Below are 15,684 nucleotides of genomic sequence, written 5' to 3'. Positions count from 1 at the left end.
GTCTGTGTCTTGCAGCGCTCCCGGGCCTGTGCTTTTCTCTCTGGGGCGGTCTGCATCCAGGGAGGATCAATGCTGCGAACGGTAATCGCGCTCGTACTGGGCTGCCTGGTGCCTGCCGTGGCGCCGGCGACGCCAATGAGTTTCAGCGATGCCTGGCAGGCGTTGCAGGCCAGCGACGACAGCCTCGCTGCCGGTGAACACGCGCGCGAACGGGCCGCCGCGCTGCTTTCTTCCAGCGGCTCCCTGTTCCTGCCGCAGATCGATCTGATCGGCAGCTACACTCGCCTTGAAGAACCCGTCGAACTTGATGCCCTGGCACTGCGGCCGCTGAGTGACGCAGCCGATACGTTGCCGGGGCAGTTGCTGATTTCCCTGCTGGGCGGGCCGGATGCCTTCCTCACCCCGATGACACGCCGCGACATCACCCGCAGCGCGCTGGTCGCGTTCTGGCCGTTGTATACCGGCGGCAAGATCACCACAGCGCGCGACATCGCGGCACTGGGCCAGCAGGAAGCCGATGCCTTGCTGGAAGAAATCCGGCGTGCCCGTTTTCTGGAACTGGTGTCGGCCTACTTCGGGCTGGTGACAGCAGAGAAAGCGCTGGCCAGCCAGCGTCTGGCGGAACAGACGCTGGCCGGACACCTGCGCGCGGCCGAAGCACTGGAAGAACAGGCACAGATCGCGGTGGTCGAGCGTCTTGCGGTGCAGGCCGCCTACGATCAGGCCCGCATCGCCACGCGCGCGATGCAGGAAAAGCGGGACATCGCACAGTTGGCCCTGACACGCCTGGTGCACGGAGACAGCGATGTGGAACCCGTCTCGCCCTTGTTCATCCACCCGTCGCTGCCGGCGCTTGCCAGCTTCGAACCCGGGCTGGCTGATCATCCCGGCCTGCGGATACTGGGTGTTAAAAAAGCGCAGGCCGAACACCTCGCCCGCGCCGGGCGCGGTCTGTATCACCCCGATGTATTCATGTTCGGCAGCTACAGCGTTTATGAGGACGATTCCCTGGCCAGTGAACTGACACCGGACTGGCTGGTGGGCGTGGGCGTACGCCTGCCGTTGCTGGACCGCAACGGCAGGCGCGGCAAAGTGCGCGCCGCCGACAGCGCGGTAGCGGAAGCCGGGCGTCTGCAGCAGGGCGCTGAGCGTCGTCTCAGCCTGTTGCTGGAAAGTCAGTACCGCGAGGCCCGCCAGGCGCTGCTGGAATACCGCGAGCTGGCCAGCAGCGTGGCGCTGGCGGAGCAGACGTTGCGCCTGCGCGAGCGTGCCTTCGCCGAAGGGCTGGGCCGTGCGCTGGATGTGGTGGACGCGCAGTCTTTTCTGTCGGCAACGCGCACCCGCCGTGATGCGGCGTCGTTTCGTTACGTGCTGTCGCTGGCGCAGGTGTTGAGCCTGGCCGGGCGGCAGGCAGAGTTTGTCCGTTACCTTGACGACGGGGAGGCAATCCAGTGAACGCACGCAAAGGGCTGATGCTGGTGGTGGCGGTCGTGGTGTTCTGCGGCGTGGCGTGGGCCTTCGTGCAGGCCTACCGCACGCCGGCGGAAAGGCTGCAGGGCCAGATCGAGGCGCGCCAGTACATGGTGTCGTCCAAGGTGCCGGGCCGGCTTGGTGAATTGCGGGTGCACAAGGGCGACCGGGTCGCCGAGGGCGATGTGCTGTTCAGCATCGACAGCCCGGAACTGGAAGCGAAGCTGGTGCAGATTGATGCGATCGACCGCATCGCGGGTTCACTGCTGGACGCGGTGGAGGGCGGCACCCGCGAGGAACGCATCAATGCCGCGCGCAGTGAATATGAAAAAGCCAGAGTGGCCGAGGCGCTGGCGGAAAAAACCTGGCAGCGCATGCGCGCGCTGGCAGAGGAAGGGGTGGTGGCGCGGCAGCGGCTGGATGAAGCCTACACCTTCTGGCAGGTGGCGGTGAAAACCAGTACCACGGCGTCGGAAGTGCTGCGCCTGGCGGAAGCGGGGCCGCGCCGTGAAGCGCGCGATGCCAGCCGCGCCAACGAAGAAGTCACCGCCAGCCTGCGCGAAGAAGTGGAAACCCTGCTGGCGGACACTCGTGCGCATGCGCCACACGCCGGTATCGTCAGCAACGTGCTGCTGTCACAGGGTGAACTGGTTCCGCAGGGATTTCCGGTGGTGATGGTCACCGATCTGGACGATGCCTGGGCGCTGTTCAATGTGCGCGAAGACCTGTTGCAGCAGTTGCCGCAGGGCGCCGCTTTCGAAGTGGAGATTCCCGCACTGTCGACGCGCGCCAGGTTCCGTGTGACACACATTGCCGTGCTGGGTGATTTTGCCACCTGGCGAGCGACCTCGTCCGGGCAGGGGTTTGACCTGCGCACCTTCGAGGTGGAACTGCGCCCGGAAAAACCCGTGCCGGGGCTGCGGCCCGGCATGAGCGTGTTGCTGTCCCTGGCGCGCTGACATGGGCCGCAGCGGTTGGCAGGCACTGCGCGACGATCCCTGGCTGCTGGCGCTGGTGGTCTGGTTGCCGCCGCTGCTGACCGGATTGTTTATTGCCGTGTTTGCCAGTGGCCTGCCCCGCGATCTGCCGGTGACGGTGGTCGATCTCGATCACAGCACGGCCTCGCGCGCATTGCTGCGGCAACTGGACGCCAGCCCTGCACTGGACACCGCGCATGCGCGTGCGAGTGTGAAGGAGGGGGCGTTCGCCTTGCGTACGGGCGACAGCCTGGCCTTGCTGGTGATTCCCGAGCATTTTGAAAAAGACGTGCGGCGCGGGCTGAGCCCGCGTGTGGAAGCCTATTACAACGCGCAATATCTGCTTGCCGGCAAGTTCATTGCGTCCGCGTTGCAGGAAAGCGGTGCGGATTTTGCGGCCCACGCCGGCGCTGCGCAGCGGCTCGCGGCCGGGCAGCACATGCCGGAGGTGCTCGCGGCGGTAGCGCCGGTGCGGCCGCAGATTACCGCGCTCTACAATCCGGCCATGAGCTACGCGCGTTTTCTGGTCACCGCCATCGCGCCGGCGGTCTGGCAGATACTGATTGTGACGGCGATGGTGTTGTTGCTCAGCCGTCAGCTCCAGCGTGAGGGGCTGCCGGAGAGCGGGCCTCGGCGATGGCGGTTGTTGCTGCGCTGGTGCCTGCCCCTGACACTGGTCTACTGGGTGCAGGGCCTGCTGATGCTGGGGCTGTTCCGGCATTTTGTCGGCTGGGTGCCGGCGGGATCGGTGCTGATACTGGTGCCGGCACTGTTGTTCACCGTGCTGGCGGTGCAAAGCATTGCACTGATGATTCTGGCGCTGGCACCCGACACGGTGCGTGCGTTGAGCCTGTGCGCCGCGTATCTGGCGCCGGCCTTTGCCTTTATGGGCATTACCTTCCCGCGTGGCGACATGCCTGCGCTGGCGGTGTTCTGGGGCAACCTGATGCCGTCCACGCACTATGTGCAGTTGCAGGTGGCAGTGGGTGACCACGCCGCGCCATGGAGCGCGCTCTGGCCGTCGCTGCTGGTGTTGTTGCTGTTTTTACTGCCGTTGCCGCTGGCACTGCGCGCGCTGCCGTCACGCATGGTGGCGTCATGACGCGCTGGTGGCACGCCTGGTGTGATGAGGTGCGTCATGTGCTGACCGACCACGCTGTGTTGCTGGTGTTCGGTGGCGGGCTGCTGTTCTACGCCTTGCTGTATCCGTTGCCCTATCACCGCAACGTGCCGGGCGAGCAGGCGGTGGCCGTGCTGGACCATGATCGCGGTGCACTGGCGCGGCAACTGGTGCGCTGGGTGGATGCCACGCCGCAGATCCGGATCACGGCGCAGCCGCGCAGCCTGTATGAAGCGCGCGCGCTGCTGGCGGCAGGTACGGTGCATGGGCTGCTGGTGATTCCGGAGCAGTTCGAGCGCGATGTCTACCTGGGCCGGCCGACAACCCTGTCGTATGCCGGAGATGCCAGTTACTTTCTGATCTACAGCAACATCGTCCAGGGCCTGGTCACCGCCGGCACCACGCTCACGGTGCAGACACAGGTGGCCCGGGCGCTGCGCAGTGGCGAAAATCCGGCCCGCATTCCGGGTCAGGTGATGGCCCTGCGTGTGACGCCCGAGCCGGTATTCAACAGCAGCGGCGGATATATCAATTACATTGTGCCGGCAGTGTTTGCACTGATCCTGCATCAGACGCTGCTGATCACGGCCGGCAGTGTCACGGTCAAGGACCGCCGCCGCCGTGCGGCAGGGCAGATGGCCGCACCGCCCGGCATGGCGCTGATGCTGCGCGGGCTGTTGTTTGTGCTGATCTATGTGTTTTTTGCGCTGTTGTACTTTGGTTTTTTCTTTGCGTTGTACGATGTGCCGCGCGTGGCGCCACCCTGGGCGTTGCTGGGTGTGGCAGGGGTATTCCTCGCCAGTACCACAGTGTGCGCCATGTTGATCGGTTATCTGGTGTCGCGGCCGGAACTGCCGACGGTGGTGGTGCTGATCACTTCGCTGCCGATTGTTTTCACGGCCGGTTTTGCCTGGCCGGCACAGAGCCTGCCGGCGGGGCTGGATGCGCTGAGCTGGGTGCTGCCGGCGCGGCCGGGCATCCAGGCGCTGCTGACACTGAACCAGATGGGTGGTGGCCTGGCCGGGGTGCGGGACGAACTGCTGGTGCTGGTCGTCCAGGGTCTGGTGTATGCGCTGTTGCTGGGGAAGTTGGTGCAGCGCCAGACGAAAAAAAGTGTTCTCCCGTCATAAAATGGCAACAGCGCGGTGTAACTGAAAAATCCGCTGTCCCCGTCGATTCGCTTCCTTTCTGCACGACAAGAAACAAGCTGCTTGACCTCGACATGGCTTGAGATTCTATAGTGCGCGTCCGGGCGTGGGTCCCGGGACCAGGGAGAATGTAATGACGACAGATATTCCGGCCAGCACGGCGCGGCCGGCAACACGACGGGAATGGCTGGGCCTGGCGGTGCTGATGCTGCCCACCGTACTGCTGGCGCTGGACATGACCGTGCTGCATCTGGCCGCACCGCACCTGAGTGCAGACCTGAAACCGACCAGTGCACAGCTGCTGTGGATACTCGATATCTACGGTTTCATGATCGCCGGTTTCCTGGTGACCATGGGCACACTGGGCGACCGCATTGGCCGTCGCCGGTTGCTGCTTTGCGGCGCCACGGCGTTTGGCCTGGCGTCGGTACTGGCGGCGTTTGCACACACTGCCGAAGCGCTGATCGCCAGCCGCGCCCTGCTTGGCGTGGCCGGTGCTACCCTGATGCCGTCGACGCTGTCGCTGCTGCGCAACATGTTCCAGGTTGATACACAGCGCACGCTGGCGATCACCGTCTGGATGACCGGCTTTATCGTCGGCAGCGCGATCGGGCCGCTGGTGGGTGGGCTGATGCTGGAGTTTTTCTGGTGGGGGTCCGTTTTTCTGCTGGGCGTGCCGGTGATGCTGCTGTTGCTGGCGGTGGGCCGCTGGATCTTGCCGGAGTTTCGTGATGACAACGCAGGCCGGCTTGATTTCGCCAGTGCGCTGTTGTCCGTGGCGATGGTGCTGGCGGTGATCTACGGCCTCAAGGATATGGCGCGCAATGGTCTCAGCCTGATGGCGCTGGGGGCTGTGCTGCTGGGCTTGCTGGTGGGAGTGATCTTTGTGCGCCGCCAGCGCCGGCTGGCGCAACCCATGTTCGACATGGCGCTGTTTCGCAATCGCGCGTTCAGCACGTCGGTGGGCGCGATGATGCTGACCGTGCTGGCGATCTCGGGCGCCTGGCTGATGGTGTTCCAGTATCTGCAGGGTGTGCTCGGGTTGTCGCCGCTGAAGGCGGGCATCGTGATGCTGCCGGCGACGCTGGTGCAGATATTCGGTTCGTTGCTGGTGCCGGTGCTGGCCGGACGCATGCCGAAATCGGTATTGATCAGCGGTGGCCTGCTGCTTGCGGCGCTGGGTTTCCTGGCCATGGCGCAGGTCACCGGGCTCGACAATATGGCCTGGCTGATGATCGGCACGGTGATCATGGGGTTCGGTGTCATGCCAATGATGATTCTCGGCACGGACCTGGTGGTCAGCGCGGCCCCGGCAGAAAAAGCGGGGGCCGCCTCGGCCACCTCGGAAACCGCCAGTGAACTGGGTATGGCGCTGGGGATCGCGGTGATCGGCAGCATCGGCGCCGCCATCTACCGCAGCGAAATGGCGCTGCACCTGCCCGCCGGGCTGCCACAGGACCTGGCACTGGCTGCCACCGATACCCTGGGCGGCGCACTGGGTGTGGCGGCAGCGCTGCCGTCATTGCAGGCCGAAAGCGTACTGGTCCCGGCGCGCGCAGCGTTCTCGGCCGCGTTGCATACCAATGCGGTGATCGGGGCGGTGATCGTGACAGTCGTTGCGGTCATCACCGGGCTGCTGCTACGCCAGCGCCCGGCACCGTCCGCCGAAGCGGCCTGTTGACGTGCATCAAGACCGGGTGGGCCAGGAGGCATAGACTGGTGACAGGCAGTACATGGAGTGTCATCCACCACCTGGGAGGTTGCTTGTCATGGCCCGTATCTCATCTCTGCGCATTGCGACTGATTTTTCTGAGCACGCTGACCGCGCTGCGCGTCGCGGCGCCCGTCTGGCCCGCGCCCTGGGCATCACCGGGGCGCGTCTGATCCACGTTGCTGAAAAACCCGGCCTGCTGGCGGTGCAGTCGTTGCTGGCCGATCCCATCGAAGAGGCAATGGCGCGCGCCATGGACGCCAGCCTCGACGCCATTGAGGCCGACACCGGTTACCGGCTGAGCGGCGATATCCAGGATGGCAAGATCACCGAGATCCTGCTCGAGGGCGCCGACGCTGAGACCCTGGTGGTGCTCGGGGGGCAGGGCGCCCACGCCTGGCAGGACCGGGCGCTCGGGTCCACCGCCACCCGCATTGTGCGCCATAGCCAGAGCCCGACACTGGCAGTGCGTGGCGAAGCGCCGGGGGATTACCAGCGCGTGCTGGTCCCGGTGGACCTCTCCGAGGTCTCCGGCCAGGCGCTCGATATGGCGCTGACTATTGCGCCGGACGCGAGCCTGGAACTGCTCTACACCTGGGCGCCGGTTACCGTGCTCTACGGCAGTTTCGTCTCCATCAGCGGCGACATGATGGCGGCCTATGCCGCCGACCAGCAGGCTGCCGGCCACGACGGCCTGAGCCGGCTGTGCGAAGCGCACGGGCTGGCCCCGGAACGTGTGACCTGCACCGTACGTCGTGATTTCCCGGCCCGGGGCATCCTGCATCGGGCCCGGGAACTGAACGCCGACCTGATCGTGATGGGCAAGGAAAGTGGCCATCGGCTGGAGAAACTGCTGGTGGGCAGCGTCACCAGCCAGGTGCTCGCCCATGCCGACGCCGATGTGCTGGTGGTGCCACGTGCACCGGGCTGAGCCGGGAACGTAAAAGGGTGCTAAATCCGGCGGCATGCCTCGGTATCTCCCCCGGGGGAGGAGCGTACTGTGGGCCTGAAGTCAGTCTTCACTGACGTAACGCAGGAGGACAGGTGATGGCAACGCAGAAACAGATCGATGCCGCCCGGCGGAATATCCGCAAGGCGCAGAAAGCCTGGCAGAACATGTCGTCGGAAGAACGGGCCCGTTCACAGCCGGAAGGCCGCCGGCGGGTCAAGCCGGGGCGCACCGGCAAGGGCGACTACTACCATGTGGAAGTGCGCGACAAGTACCAGTTCGAGCTGTTCCGCACCCACGACGTGGGCGACCCGGGTGGCGTCCAGCGCGTGGCCGGCAAACGGCCGAGCGGTTCCTGGGATACCCTGAAATGGCTGATTGCCAAGGACCATGCCCACGTTACCGACGGCAAGCTGGTGGCAGATTCCGATGACGCGAAAGAGGTGCTGGCGCAACTCGGCTCAGAGCCGGTGCATGTCAAGGGCGATATCTTCCGCGCCAAACCACGGCCGAACGTACCGGAAAAAGACAAGCCCACCCAGGCCCAGCAGCGTGCCCGCGAGGAGAACATCCAGAAAGCCCAGAGCACCTGGCAGGCCATGAGCAGCGAAGAGCGGCGCCACAGCCGTCATTGATCGCTATTCCCCGCGCGCCTGAATGGGTAGGGGGCAGGCGCCTTCCCCTTCATCAGTATCTGCTGCACGACGTCGCCATTAATCCCGCGATCCGCCCGGCCTGCTGCTACACTGCGCGCCATTCTTTGCCGCAGGTTGATACCCGTGACCGATACCGCGTTTTCCTCATTGCCGCTGGCCGATGCCTTGCTGGGTAATCTTGCCAGCCTGGGTTACACCGCCATGACCGACATCCAGGCACAAAGCCTGCCGGTGATTCTGCGTGGCGCGGACCTGATTGCGCAGGCCAGCACCGGCAGCGGCAAGACCGCCGCCTTCGGACTCGGCCTGCTGCAGGCGCTCAATCCCCGCTATTACGGTTGCCAGGCCCTGGTGCTGTGCCCCACTCGCGAGCTGGCCGACCAGGTGGCGCGGGAGATCCGCCGGCTGGCGCGCGGGGCGGACAACACCAAGGTGCTGACGCTGTGTGGTGGCGTGCCGATGGGCCCGCAGGCGGCTTCGCTGGAGCATGGTGCACAGGTCATCGTTGGCACGCCGGGGCGAATCCAGAAACATCTGGCGCGCGGTTCGCTGGTGCTGGAAGGGGTCAATACCCTGGTGCTGGACGAAGCCGACCGCATGCTGGACATGGGCTTCTATGACAGCATCGCCGGCATCATCGCGCAGACACCGGCACGGCGGCAGACGCTGCTGTTTTCCGCTACCTACCCGGACGGCATCCGGCAGATCGCGGCGAACTTCATGCGTGATCCGCAGCAGATCAGCATTGCTTCCGAACAGGCCGCGCCGCGCATCGAGCAGCGTTTCTTCGAAATCGACCCGCACCAGCGCACCGACGTTGTGGCGCAGGTGCTGGCCTGCTTCCGGCCGGTATCCTGCGTGGCGTTCTGCTTTACCCGGCAGCAATGCCAGGAGGTGGCGGACGCACTGTGTGCCCGCGGGATGGCCGCCATGGCGCTGCATGGCGACATGGAGCAGCGAGAGCGGGACGATGTGCTGATCCGCTTTGCCAGCCGCAGCCTGACCGTGCTGGTGGCCACCGATGTGGCCGCCCGGGGCCTGGACATTGATGCACTGGACCTGGTCATCAACGTGGAGCTGGGCCGCGATGTGGAAACCCATGTGCACCGCATCGGCCGCACCGGCCGTGCCGGCGAAAAAGGCATCGCCGTCAGCCTGGTGGCGCCACCGGAAATGCGCCGCGCCCAGGCCATCGAGGTACAGCAGGGCGCCGCGCTGAACTGGCACCCGCTGAGCAGCCTGAAACCCCGGCCCGGTGGGCCGCTGGTGCCGCCGATGAAGACCCTGTGTATCGCCGCCGGCCGCAAGGACAAGCTGCGCCCCGGCGATATTCTCGGGGCCTTGACCGGTGAAGCCGGATTGCCCGGCGACAAGGTGGGCAAGATCAGCATTACCGATTTCCAGGCGTTCGTGGCGGTGGCGCGGGAGATGGCGCCGCTGGCGCTTGAGAGACTGAATGCGGGGCGGATCAAGGGGCGTTCATTGCGGGTGAAGTTATTGTAATCAGCGCTGTTGTCTGCACCAGCGCCAGCCTGCCGGCACCCGCGTGATCACGCAGAGCGTGCCTTCATAACTTTCAGACACCAAGGGGCCGAGAGCGTTATGGCCAGCGCCCCGTGTCCTCCTGTTTCGCCAATATCCCTGAGTTCAGTGATAGGTGGCCGTGTCTGCGCCCGATATGATGCCGTATCGGTCATATGTCCTTGTTTTCTGGCGGTGCTTCAGGGGGGCTGCTATGCACGATGTGAAGTTGTTGCCGGCCGTGCCGGTGATTCCCGGCGTGTCGGCGTGCGGGGGCGGTGCGTCCGGGAAGAAGGCAGGTGACGCCAATGCCGCGCAGCGACTGGCCGGTAAACAGCGCCGGCTGCGATGGGGGGCTTTATGATGCGCAGCCGCACCAGTGTCACGGACGTGCAACGGCTGGCGTTACTGAAAATGCTGGCCAGAGAGACGAAAGGGGAACTGATGCTGATTCCGTTGGAAAAAGTGCCTGCAGTGATGGCCGTGCTGGAAGGACGAGCACCTGATGCCGCGCCGATGCCGGTGTCACGGGATCAGTAGACGCAGACAGCAGATCGTTTCGTTGCGACAGAAGAGAGCCCGGCGGATGCCGGGCTTTTTTGTCTTGGGGCCGCAGCAGAGGGCCAGACACGTTCAATCCCCGTTTGTGTGCCAGCGGAACAGCCGCTTCCTGTAGTGCAAATGCACGATACAAACCATTTTGCCAGCAATACACCATCACCCCGGTCATGGGGGGCGTGGACTGCTCTGCAGGACCGCCACTCGACTGGCCATACAGGGCCACTGTGCTGCTCAGATGGCATGGGCTTAAAAAAAACGGAAAAGGTTCTGGCGATATGAAGAAGTGGAAAGGATGTCTTGCGGTGTTGTTGACCTGGGGTGGGATGCCGGCGTTCGCGGCGGCGGATCAGATCAGTTACAGCCATCTGGAAGCCGGTTATCAGCGGATGACGGGCGACGGCAGTTTTGACGGTTACTTCTTCCGGGGGGCCTTCCAGGTCACGGACAGCATCTACCTGGCGGCGGGTTACGACGAACTGGAAGACAGCGGTGTCAGCCAGGAAGTCATGACGCTGCGTGCGGGCCTGGCAGTGCCGCTGCAGGATGGGCTCGACGCCTATGGCGAGCTGGGTCTGGTGCGTGCGGAGGTTGCCGCGAGTGTGCCGGGGCTGGGCACCTTCAGCGAGAAGGAAACCGGTTATCAGCTGGAGGCTGGCGCCAGAATGGCGATGGCGTCGCGGCACGAACTGCGCGGATTTTTGCGAAGCGTCGATGTGGATGGCTACGACGAAACCTTTCTCGGGGCGCAGGGGGTGCTGCATGTTGCTCCGCGCGTCGGCCTGCTCGCGGGGGTGAGCCGGTTGTTCGATGCGTCAGAATTTCTGTTTGAGCTCGGTGTGCGCGTCAATTTCTGAGCCACGGTATGGATGGGCCGGTACGGCTGAATGCAGCGGTCAGCAAAGTGACTGGGCACGGTGCCTCGGCCTGAACGTCAAGGGAGAGAGCACATGACCTTTATGAGAATGCGTTATGCCAGCGCGGTGATCCTGTGTGGCGTACTGGCGGCCTGTGGCGGCGGCGGCGGAGGTGGGCGCGCTGGTGCCCCGGCGCCGGACTGGCCCGCACCGGGGACGCCTCCCACGACGGCGGAGGGCGGTGCGGACCTGACGGCGGTGCAACCGGTGGCTGACACGGCGGGCGCCTTGCAGGGGCTGGAACTCACCGGCCTGCCCGACGGCCTGGACAGCGCCACGCTGTATGCCGAGTTCTATACCACCGAGGGCGAGGCGCCATTGCAGGGGCGTGTGGACACTTTCCGCCTGCTGCCGGTCTTCGTGCTCGACGACACGGTGCAGCTGCCGCTGCCGTTGCTGGATACGGAAGGGGCCACCATCGTCTGGCGGCTCACCGACGGGGCCAGCACCAGCGAAACATTCCAGACCCGGATACAGGCGTTGCCGGCGCCGCGCACGGGCAGTGTCGAGGCGCTGCTCTCTGGCACCGAGTCGATGCTTGAGGCGGCCACGCAGGCACTGGGCAAGCAGTACCCGGAAGAATGGGAATACTGGCGTGACAATGACCCGACACAGATGCCGGTCTACCTCGTGCCGCTCTGGCAGGCGTGGCACGCCATGTTCGATACCGAGAACGATATTGCCTGGGTCAACCAGCCCTGGTCGGCGGAACAGACGACCATGCTGGAGCGTGTGCTGGCGGCCCAGCCCATCGACGAGGCCATGCTGGGCATGGCGGATTACATCGCGCAGGGCCATAGCCTGCTGGACGAGGCTGCGGACCTGTTGCCGGTACGGACCAGCAGCGGCGTCACCGCCAGCAGTTACGCACTGCACGAAGGCCGGGTTGCACCGGGCGGTATCGTGCACGAAGCCGGCATGCTGCCGATCAGCAATGCGGCGGAATTGTCGGCGGGGCTACAACAGTACGACGATGCCCGGCGCTTCCATCGCAATATGGACAACTTTGACAAGCACGTGGGCACCTACCTGACGGCCGTGGGGGTGCTGGCAGCATTGCCGGTGGTCGCGGGCACGGGTGGCGAGGCTGCGGTGGCCCTCACGGCGGCGCGGCGCCAATTGATGGCGCAGATCGGCAATATCGCCACGGTTTTTTCGCGGGTCAATGCGATGGCCAAGTGGTTTGCCCCCTGCTGCATCCCGTCACTGGCCATCACGCTGGACCCGGCCGACGGTCGCGTCACGGAAGACCTGCCTGAAAACCAGCTATGGCTGGACGAGGCCCGCGCGCGCGCGGAAAGCGAGCCGGTCAACCTGACGCGTGAAATCACGGACATCATTCTGGCCGAGGCCGGTGGCGCCCTGACCGGCAAGCTCAGCGAAACCGTTGCCGAGCAGTTCAGCACCGCCGTGCAGCAGTCTGGTCTGGCCGAGGACGGCGCCTCAATGGTGATTGATTTTGCCGCCAGTCGTGCCGGCAAATCGGTGCTCGAACGTTTCCCGGTTGGCGCCGACATGGTGTTTTTCTGGGACGATATCGACCTGGTGCACAACGAACCCCAGCAATGGCTGGCGGTGGAGGCGCGCACGCTGGATGGCAGCGCGGACAGCGCCATTGTCGAGCAGGCATCGACCGGGTCGCACGAGATGGCGTTCCGGCTGCGCGCGCCGCAGGCATTTCAACTGCAGAGCTCGGTGTTGCGGTTCAACACGCGGCCGGAAGCACTGCCTGCCGCAGCGCCGGCCATCGACACGCAAATCGTTTCGCTGGACTACCTGAACCTGCGCTTTGATCCGCCGGTGCTGACGGTGGCGGATGAGCCGGTGGATTTCACCCTGACGCTGGAGAACGCCGCTCCGGAAAGCGTCAGCGGCGGTGACTTTATCGACGTGGCCGCCTTCCTCGACGGGTTCACCCTCGGCAGCGCCGTGCTGCAACAGCGCGACGGTGAGGTGATGCGGTTTACCTACACGCCCCCGGAAAGCGGCTTTCCGGAAGATACTGTGCTGGAAGTCGAGACGTTTGCCACGCTGGAGACCGGCCTGCGTAACCCGGCGTACAGCCCGCCGGTGCGTCGTGGCGCCTTGCTGCTCAGTGCCGACGGGGTGGTGCAGGGCCTTACCGTGGCGCCGGGTGCCGCATGTGTTGCCGACGGCGAGTCACAGCAATTCACCGCCACCACCACGGCGGGCGAGCCGGCGGATGTGATCTGGCAGGTGGAAGGGCCGGGGCAGATCACGGCGGGCGGTCGTTATACGGCTGGCGGTACCGGCAGCAGTGCACGCATCATCGCCCGCCTGCGGGAGGATGAGTCAGTCATGGCGGAGGCCCGCATCACGCTGGGTAACTGCAGCTGCTGGTGGCGTACCGAAGTCGCGGGGGATTTCCAGCAACGGATGACGGGCGATGGCCAGTGGATCGAAACGGATGCGCAGCAGCGTATCACCGGGCTGGTCCATTATGCCGGCGAGTTCTCCCAGGTTCGTCTGGACCTTTCCGGCGATCCGATCCCGCCCGGCGCCACCGGCAGTTTCCGTGCCTCGGTGCCCCAGGGCTATCTCGGCAACAGCCTGCCGGGCTTCGGCACCGTCTGGTACAACCCGAGTGCGGCGATCGCCAATGAAGCCGGCCTGCCGCCGGTGCCGCAATTGACGGTGCAGGTCACCCGCCATGACATGCTGGTGTACCCCGACGCCGCCGGGGTCGCCACAGGCGCGCGCAACCTGGAAGCCAACATTACGGGTGTCGCCGTGTACGAGTCGGTCGAGTACGAGCCGATGCGTATCGAGCGGCTCAGCGGTGGCCTGAACATGTATTTGCGTGGCACCTACTGGATTGATCTGGGGGGTGGCACCATCAATTGCAGCGGGGGGCTTTAAGGCAAAGTCCGGCCGCTGCCTTGTCGTTGCCGCAGCAAGGTGGACAAGATCAACATCACGGATTTCCAGACGTTTGCGGCGGTGGCGCGGGAAGTGGCGCCGCTGGCGCAGGGAAGGCTGAATCCGGGCGGATCAAGGGACACTCGCTTGACTAAAATCTGTGCGATCGCGCAGATTATGATTGAATTTTCCGCTTGCTCTGTGAAATATGTGCGTTCGCGCAGATATTGCCTTTCAGTGCGCTTTCTGCCATTAATATGTGCGATCGCGCTGATTGAGTAATGTATGGACAGTACCACTCTCGGGGCACTCGTGCGTCGGGTCCGCAGGCGGCAGCAGCTGACGCAGCAGGCTTTGGCGGCTGCGGCAGATGTCAGCACGCGCTTTGTGCATGATCTGGAACATGGAAAATCGACGGCGGCGCTGGGACTGACGTTGCGGGTGTTGGCTGCTCTGGGTATTGAGGTGCAACTGGTCGCACCCGATGGCGGAGATGACGTAACGCCATGAAACTGAACGTGACCCTGGGCGATGTGCTGTGTGGTGAACTGTCTGTCGATCAGCAGGATCGCTTCACTTTTCAGTATTTACCTTCCTATGTTGCCCACGCACGGCTTGCGTTGTCGGTCTCCATGCCTTTGCGTCAGGAGGCGTATCCTGACCGTGTTGCGTTTCCATGGTTTGAGAACCTGCTGCCAGAGGGGCTGCTGCGTCATCTGATCGCGGATGATCTGGGCACCGACGTGCAGAATATTCCCGGCTTGCTGGCGCGCCTGGGCGGGGATGTGGCGGGGGCGGTGTCGTTGTCCGTCGAGGGGCGGCAGGCGGACGCGGTGTCGCCGTTTCACGATACACCACTGGATGAGCGGGCGTTGGGGCGGTTGCTGGAAGAATCGGCCTTGCATCCGTTCCTCGCGGACCGGGCCGGCGGCCCTCGTTTGAGCCTCGCGGGGGCGCAACAGAAGCTGCCGGTGATCAACGATGGGCAAGCCGTCCGGTTGCCGCTCTCGAAACCCTCCACCCATTTGCTCAAGCCACCGTCGCCACGTTTCATCGCGTTGCCGCAGAATGAATTCCTGTGCATGCGTGCTGCCGGATTGGCCGGGCTGGATGTCGCGGGTGTGGCCCTCCGGCCTTACCTCGGTTCCAGCGGGGAGGCCGGGGTATGTTTGCAGATTGCCCGCTATGATCGCCGTGATACGGGACGCATTCATCAGGAAGATATTTGCCAGGCACTGAGCATCGTGTCCTCACGGAAATACGAGCAGGACGGCGGGCCGGGCATGGCGCAATTGTTTGAAACGGTGCGCCGTCATTCGGCGATGCCCGCCAGGGACATTGTCGAACTGCTGAAGCGGGTAGTGTTCAACCTGCTGATCGGCAACGAAGATGCGCATGGCAAGAATTTCTCGCTGCTGTATTCGGGGAAGAAACCGCGGCTGTCGCCCGCCTATGATCTTGTATCGACCAGTGTTTATGCTGAACTGGGCCGGGACTTTGCCATGCGCATCGGCGAGGCTACCCGTTTCGAGGCACTTGATGAGCACGGCTTCCGGTTATTCGGGGAGCAAAGTGGTACCGCACCGGCGCGCATGCGCACTCTATTGCTGCGTTTCCTTGATCAGGCGATGCGCGCTGTCGAGCAGGCTGCTGATGAAGTGAAGCCCTGGTGTGAGGGTGAGGCGGCAGCCATGCCCGACAATCTGCTGGCGCAGTGTCGAGCCCGGTGCAGCGTACTGGAAAAGCTGATCACTTTTTTGCGCTAGATAAAAGAAGC

The 15,684-nt window shown here is 64.5% G+C and carries 15 protein-coding genes; all 15 read left to right on the top strand.

Translation table 11 applies throughout. The features are described from left to right. The first annotated feature begins 69 nt into the window (after positions 1–69). The 15 genes from S7S_RS12695 (at position 70) to S7S_RS12635 (ending at position 15,673) form a co-directional block, all read left to right on the top strand. Entirely contained in the window at positions 70–1,455 is a 1,386-nt protein-coding gene (locus S7S_RS12695; protein ID WP_041025995.1) for a TolC family protein, read from the top strand. Then, the gene (locus S7S_RS12690; RefSeq protein ID WP_008738710.1) at positions 1,452–2,429 is read left to right on the top strand and encodes an HlyD family secretion protein; all 978 of its coding nucleotides are present in this window, start codon (positions 1,452–1,454) and stop codon (positions 2,427–2,429) included. Before S7S_RS12695 ends, S7S_RS12690 begins: the two co-directional genes overlap by 4 nt. A gap of 1 nt (position 2,430) precedes the next feature. Then, on the top strand, positions 2,431–3,549 hold the full coding sequence (locus tag S7S_RS12685; protein WP_008738713.1) for an ABC transporter permease: 1,119 nt from the start codon (positions 2,431–2,433) through the stop codon (positions 3,547–3,549). Next, positions 3,546–4,697, top strand: coding sequence for an ABC transporter permease (locus S7S_RS12680; RefSeq protein ID WP_008738716.1), 1,152 nt, complete (start codon positions 3,546–3,548; stop codon positions 4,695–4,697). Before S7S_RS12685 ends, S7S_RS12680 begins: the two co-directional genes overlap by 4 nt. Before the next feature lie 151 nt (positions 4,698–4,848). After that, positions 4,849–6,396 (top strand): MFS transporter, encoded by a 1,548-nt coding sequence (locus tag S7S_RS12675; RefSeq protein WP_008738719.1) that lies wholly within the window; start codon positions 4,849–4,851, stop codon positions 6,394–6,396. A gap of 88 nt (positions 6,397–6,484) precedes the next feature. Then, a complete protein-coding gene (locus S7S_RS12670) occupies positions 6,485–7,357 on the top strand; it encodes a universal stress protein (protein WP_008738721.1) in 873 nt (290 codons plus the stop codon). 116 nt (positions 7,358–7,473) lie between these two features. Beyond that, the gene (locus S7S_RS12665) at positions 7,474–8,010 is read left to right on the top strand and encodes a hypothetical protein (protein ID WP_008738722.1); all 537 of its coding nucleotides are present in this window, start codon (positions 7,474–7,476) and stop codon (positions 8,008–8,010) included. 144 nt (positions 8,011–8,154) lie between these two features. Then, positions 8,155–9,534: an ATP-dependent RNA helicase DbpA gene (gene dbpA / locus S7S_RS12660; RefSeq protein ID WP_008738724.1), complete on the top strand. Its 1,380-nt coding sequence runs from the start codon at positions 8,155–8,157 to the stop codon at positions 9,532–9,534. Positions 9,535–9,766: 232 nt separating this feature from the next. After that, positions 9,767–9,916, top strand: a complete 150-nt coding sequence (locus tag S7S_RS19875; protein WP_169745570.1) for a hypothetical protein — start codon at positions 9,767–9,769, stop codon at positions 9,914–9,916. Beyond that, a complete protein-coding gene (locus S7S_RS12655; protein WP_035205388.1) occupies positions 9,913–10,092 on the top strand; it encodes a hypothetical protein in 180 nt (59 codons plus the stop codon). The genes S7S_RS19875 and S7S_RS12655 overlap by 4 nt, the downstream gene beginning before the upstream one ends. A gap of 323 nt (positions 10,093–10,415) precedes the next feature. Then, positions 10,416–10,967 (top strand): outer membrane beta-barrel protein, encoded by a 552-nt coding sequence (locus tag S7S_RS12650; protein ID WP_008738726.1) that lies wholly within the window; start codon positions 10,416–10,418, stop codon positions 10,965–10,967. A gap of 93 nt (positions 10,968–11,060) precedes the next feature. Continuing rightward, positions 11,061–13,907, top strand: coding sequence for a hypothetical protein (locus S7S_RS12645; protein WP_008738729.1), 2,847 nt, complete (start codon positions 11,061–11,063; stop codon positions 13,905–13,907). A 39-nt stretch (positions 13,908–13,946) separates the two neighbouring features. Beyond that, complete coding sequence (locus S7S_RS19670) at positions 13,947–14,189, top strand: RNA-binding protein (protein ID WP_144401660.1); 243 nt, start codon at positions 13,947–13,949, stop codon at positions 14,187–14,189. A gap of 3 nt (positions 14,190–14,192) precedes the next feature. Continuing rightward, positions 14,193–14,417: a helix-turn-helix domain-containing protein gene (locus S7S_RS12640; protein ID WP_008738730.1), complete on the top strand. Its 225-nt coding sequence runs from the start codon at positions 14,193–14,195 to the stop codon at positions 14,415–14,417. After that, positions 14,414–15,673, top strand: a complete 1,260-nt coding sequence (locus S7S_RS12635; RefSeq protein WP_008738731.1) for a type II toxin-antitoxin system HipA family toxin — start codon at positions 14,414–14,416, stop codon at positions 15,671–15,673. The genes S7S_RS12640 and S7S_RS12635 overlap by 4 nt, the downstream gene beginning before the upstream one ends. The last annotated feature ends 11 nt before the right edge of the window (positions 15,674–15,684 follow it).

It is taken from the genome of Isoalcanivorax pacificus W11-5, from assembly GCF_000299335.2.
Lineage (GTDB): Bacteria > Pseudomonadota > Gammaproteobacteria > Pseudomonadales > Alcanivoracaceae > Isoalcanivorax > Isoalcanivorax pacificus.
The sequence above is the reverse complement of the archived record's forward strand: the minus strand, read 5'-3'. Positions and strand labels throughout refer to the sequence as shown.

Excerpts from the sequence above, each read along its gene's own strand:
- S7S_RS12655 (WP_035205388.1), top strand. The coding sequence starts at position 9,913 with ATGATGCGCAGCCGCACCAGTGTCACGGACGTGCAACGGCTGGCGTTA.
- S7S_RS12670 (WP_008738721.1), top strand. The coding sequence starts at position 6,485 with ATGGCCCGTATCTCATCTCTGCGCATTGCGACTGATTTTTCTGAGCAC.
- S7S_RS12695 (WP_041025995.1), top strand. The coding sequence starts at position 70 with ATGCTGCGAACGGTAATCGCGCTCGTACTGGGCTGCCTGGTGCCTGCC.
- S7S_RS12640 (WP_008738730.1), top strand. The coding sequence starts at position 14,193 with ATGGACAGTACCACTCTCGGGGCACTCGTGCGTCGGGTCCGCAGGCGG.
- S7S_RS12635 (WP_008738731.1), top strand. The coding sequence starts at position 14,414 with ATGAAACTGAACGTGACCCTGGGCGATGTGCTGTGTGGTGAACTGTCT.
- S7S_RS19875 (WP_169745570.1), top strand. The coding sequence starts at position 9,767 with ATGCACGATGTGAAGTTGTTGCCGGCCGTGCCGGTGATTCCCGGCGTG.
- S7S_RS12675 (WP_008738719.1), top strand. The coding sequence starts at position 4,849 with ATGACGACAGATATTCCGGCCAGCACGGCGCGGCCGGCAACACGACGG.
- S7S_RS12645 (WP_008738729.1), top strand. The coding sequence starts at position 11,061 with ATGACCTTTATGAGAATGCGTTATGCCAGCGCGGTGATCCTGTGTGGC.
- S7S_RS12665 (WP_008738722.1), top strand. The coding sequence starts at position 7,474 with ATGGCAACGCAGAAACAGATCGATGCCGCCCGGCGGAATATCCGCAAG.
- S7S_RS12685 (WP_008738713.1), top strand. The coding sequence starts at position 2,431 with ATGGGCCGCAGCGGTTGGCAGGCACTGCGCGACGATCCCTGGCTGCTG.
- S7S_RS12680 (WP_008738716.1), top strand. The coding sequence starts at position 3,546 with ATGACGCGCTGGTGGCACGCCTGGTGTGATGAGGTGCGTCATGTGCTG.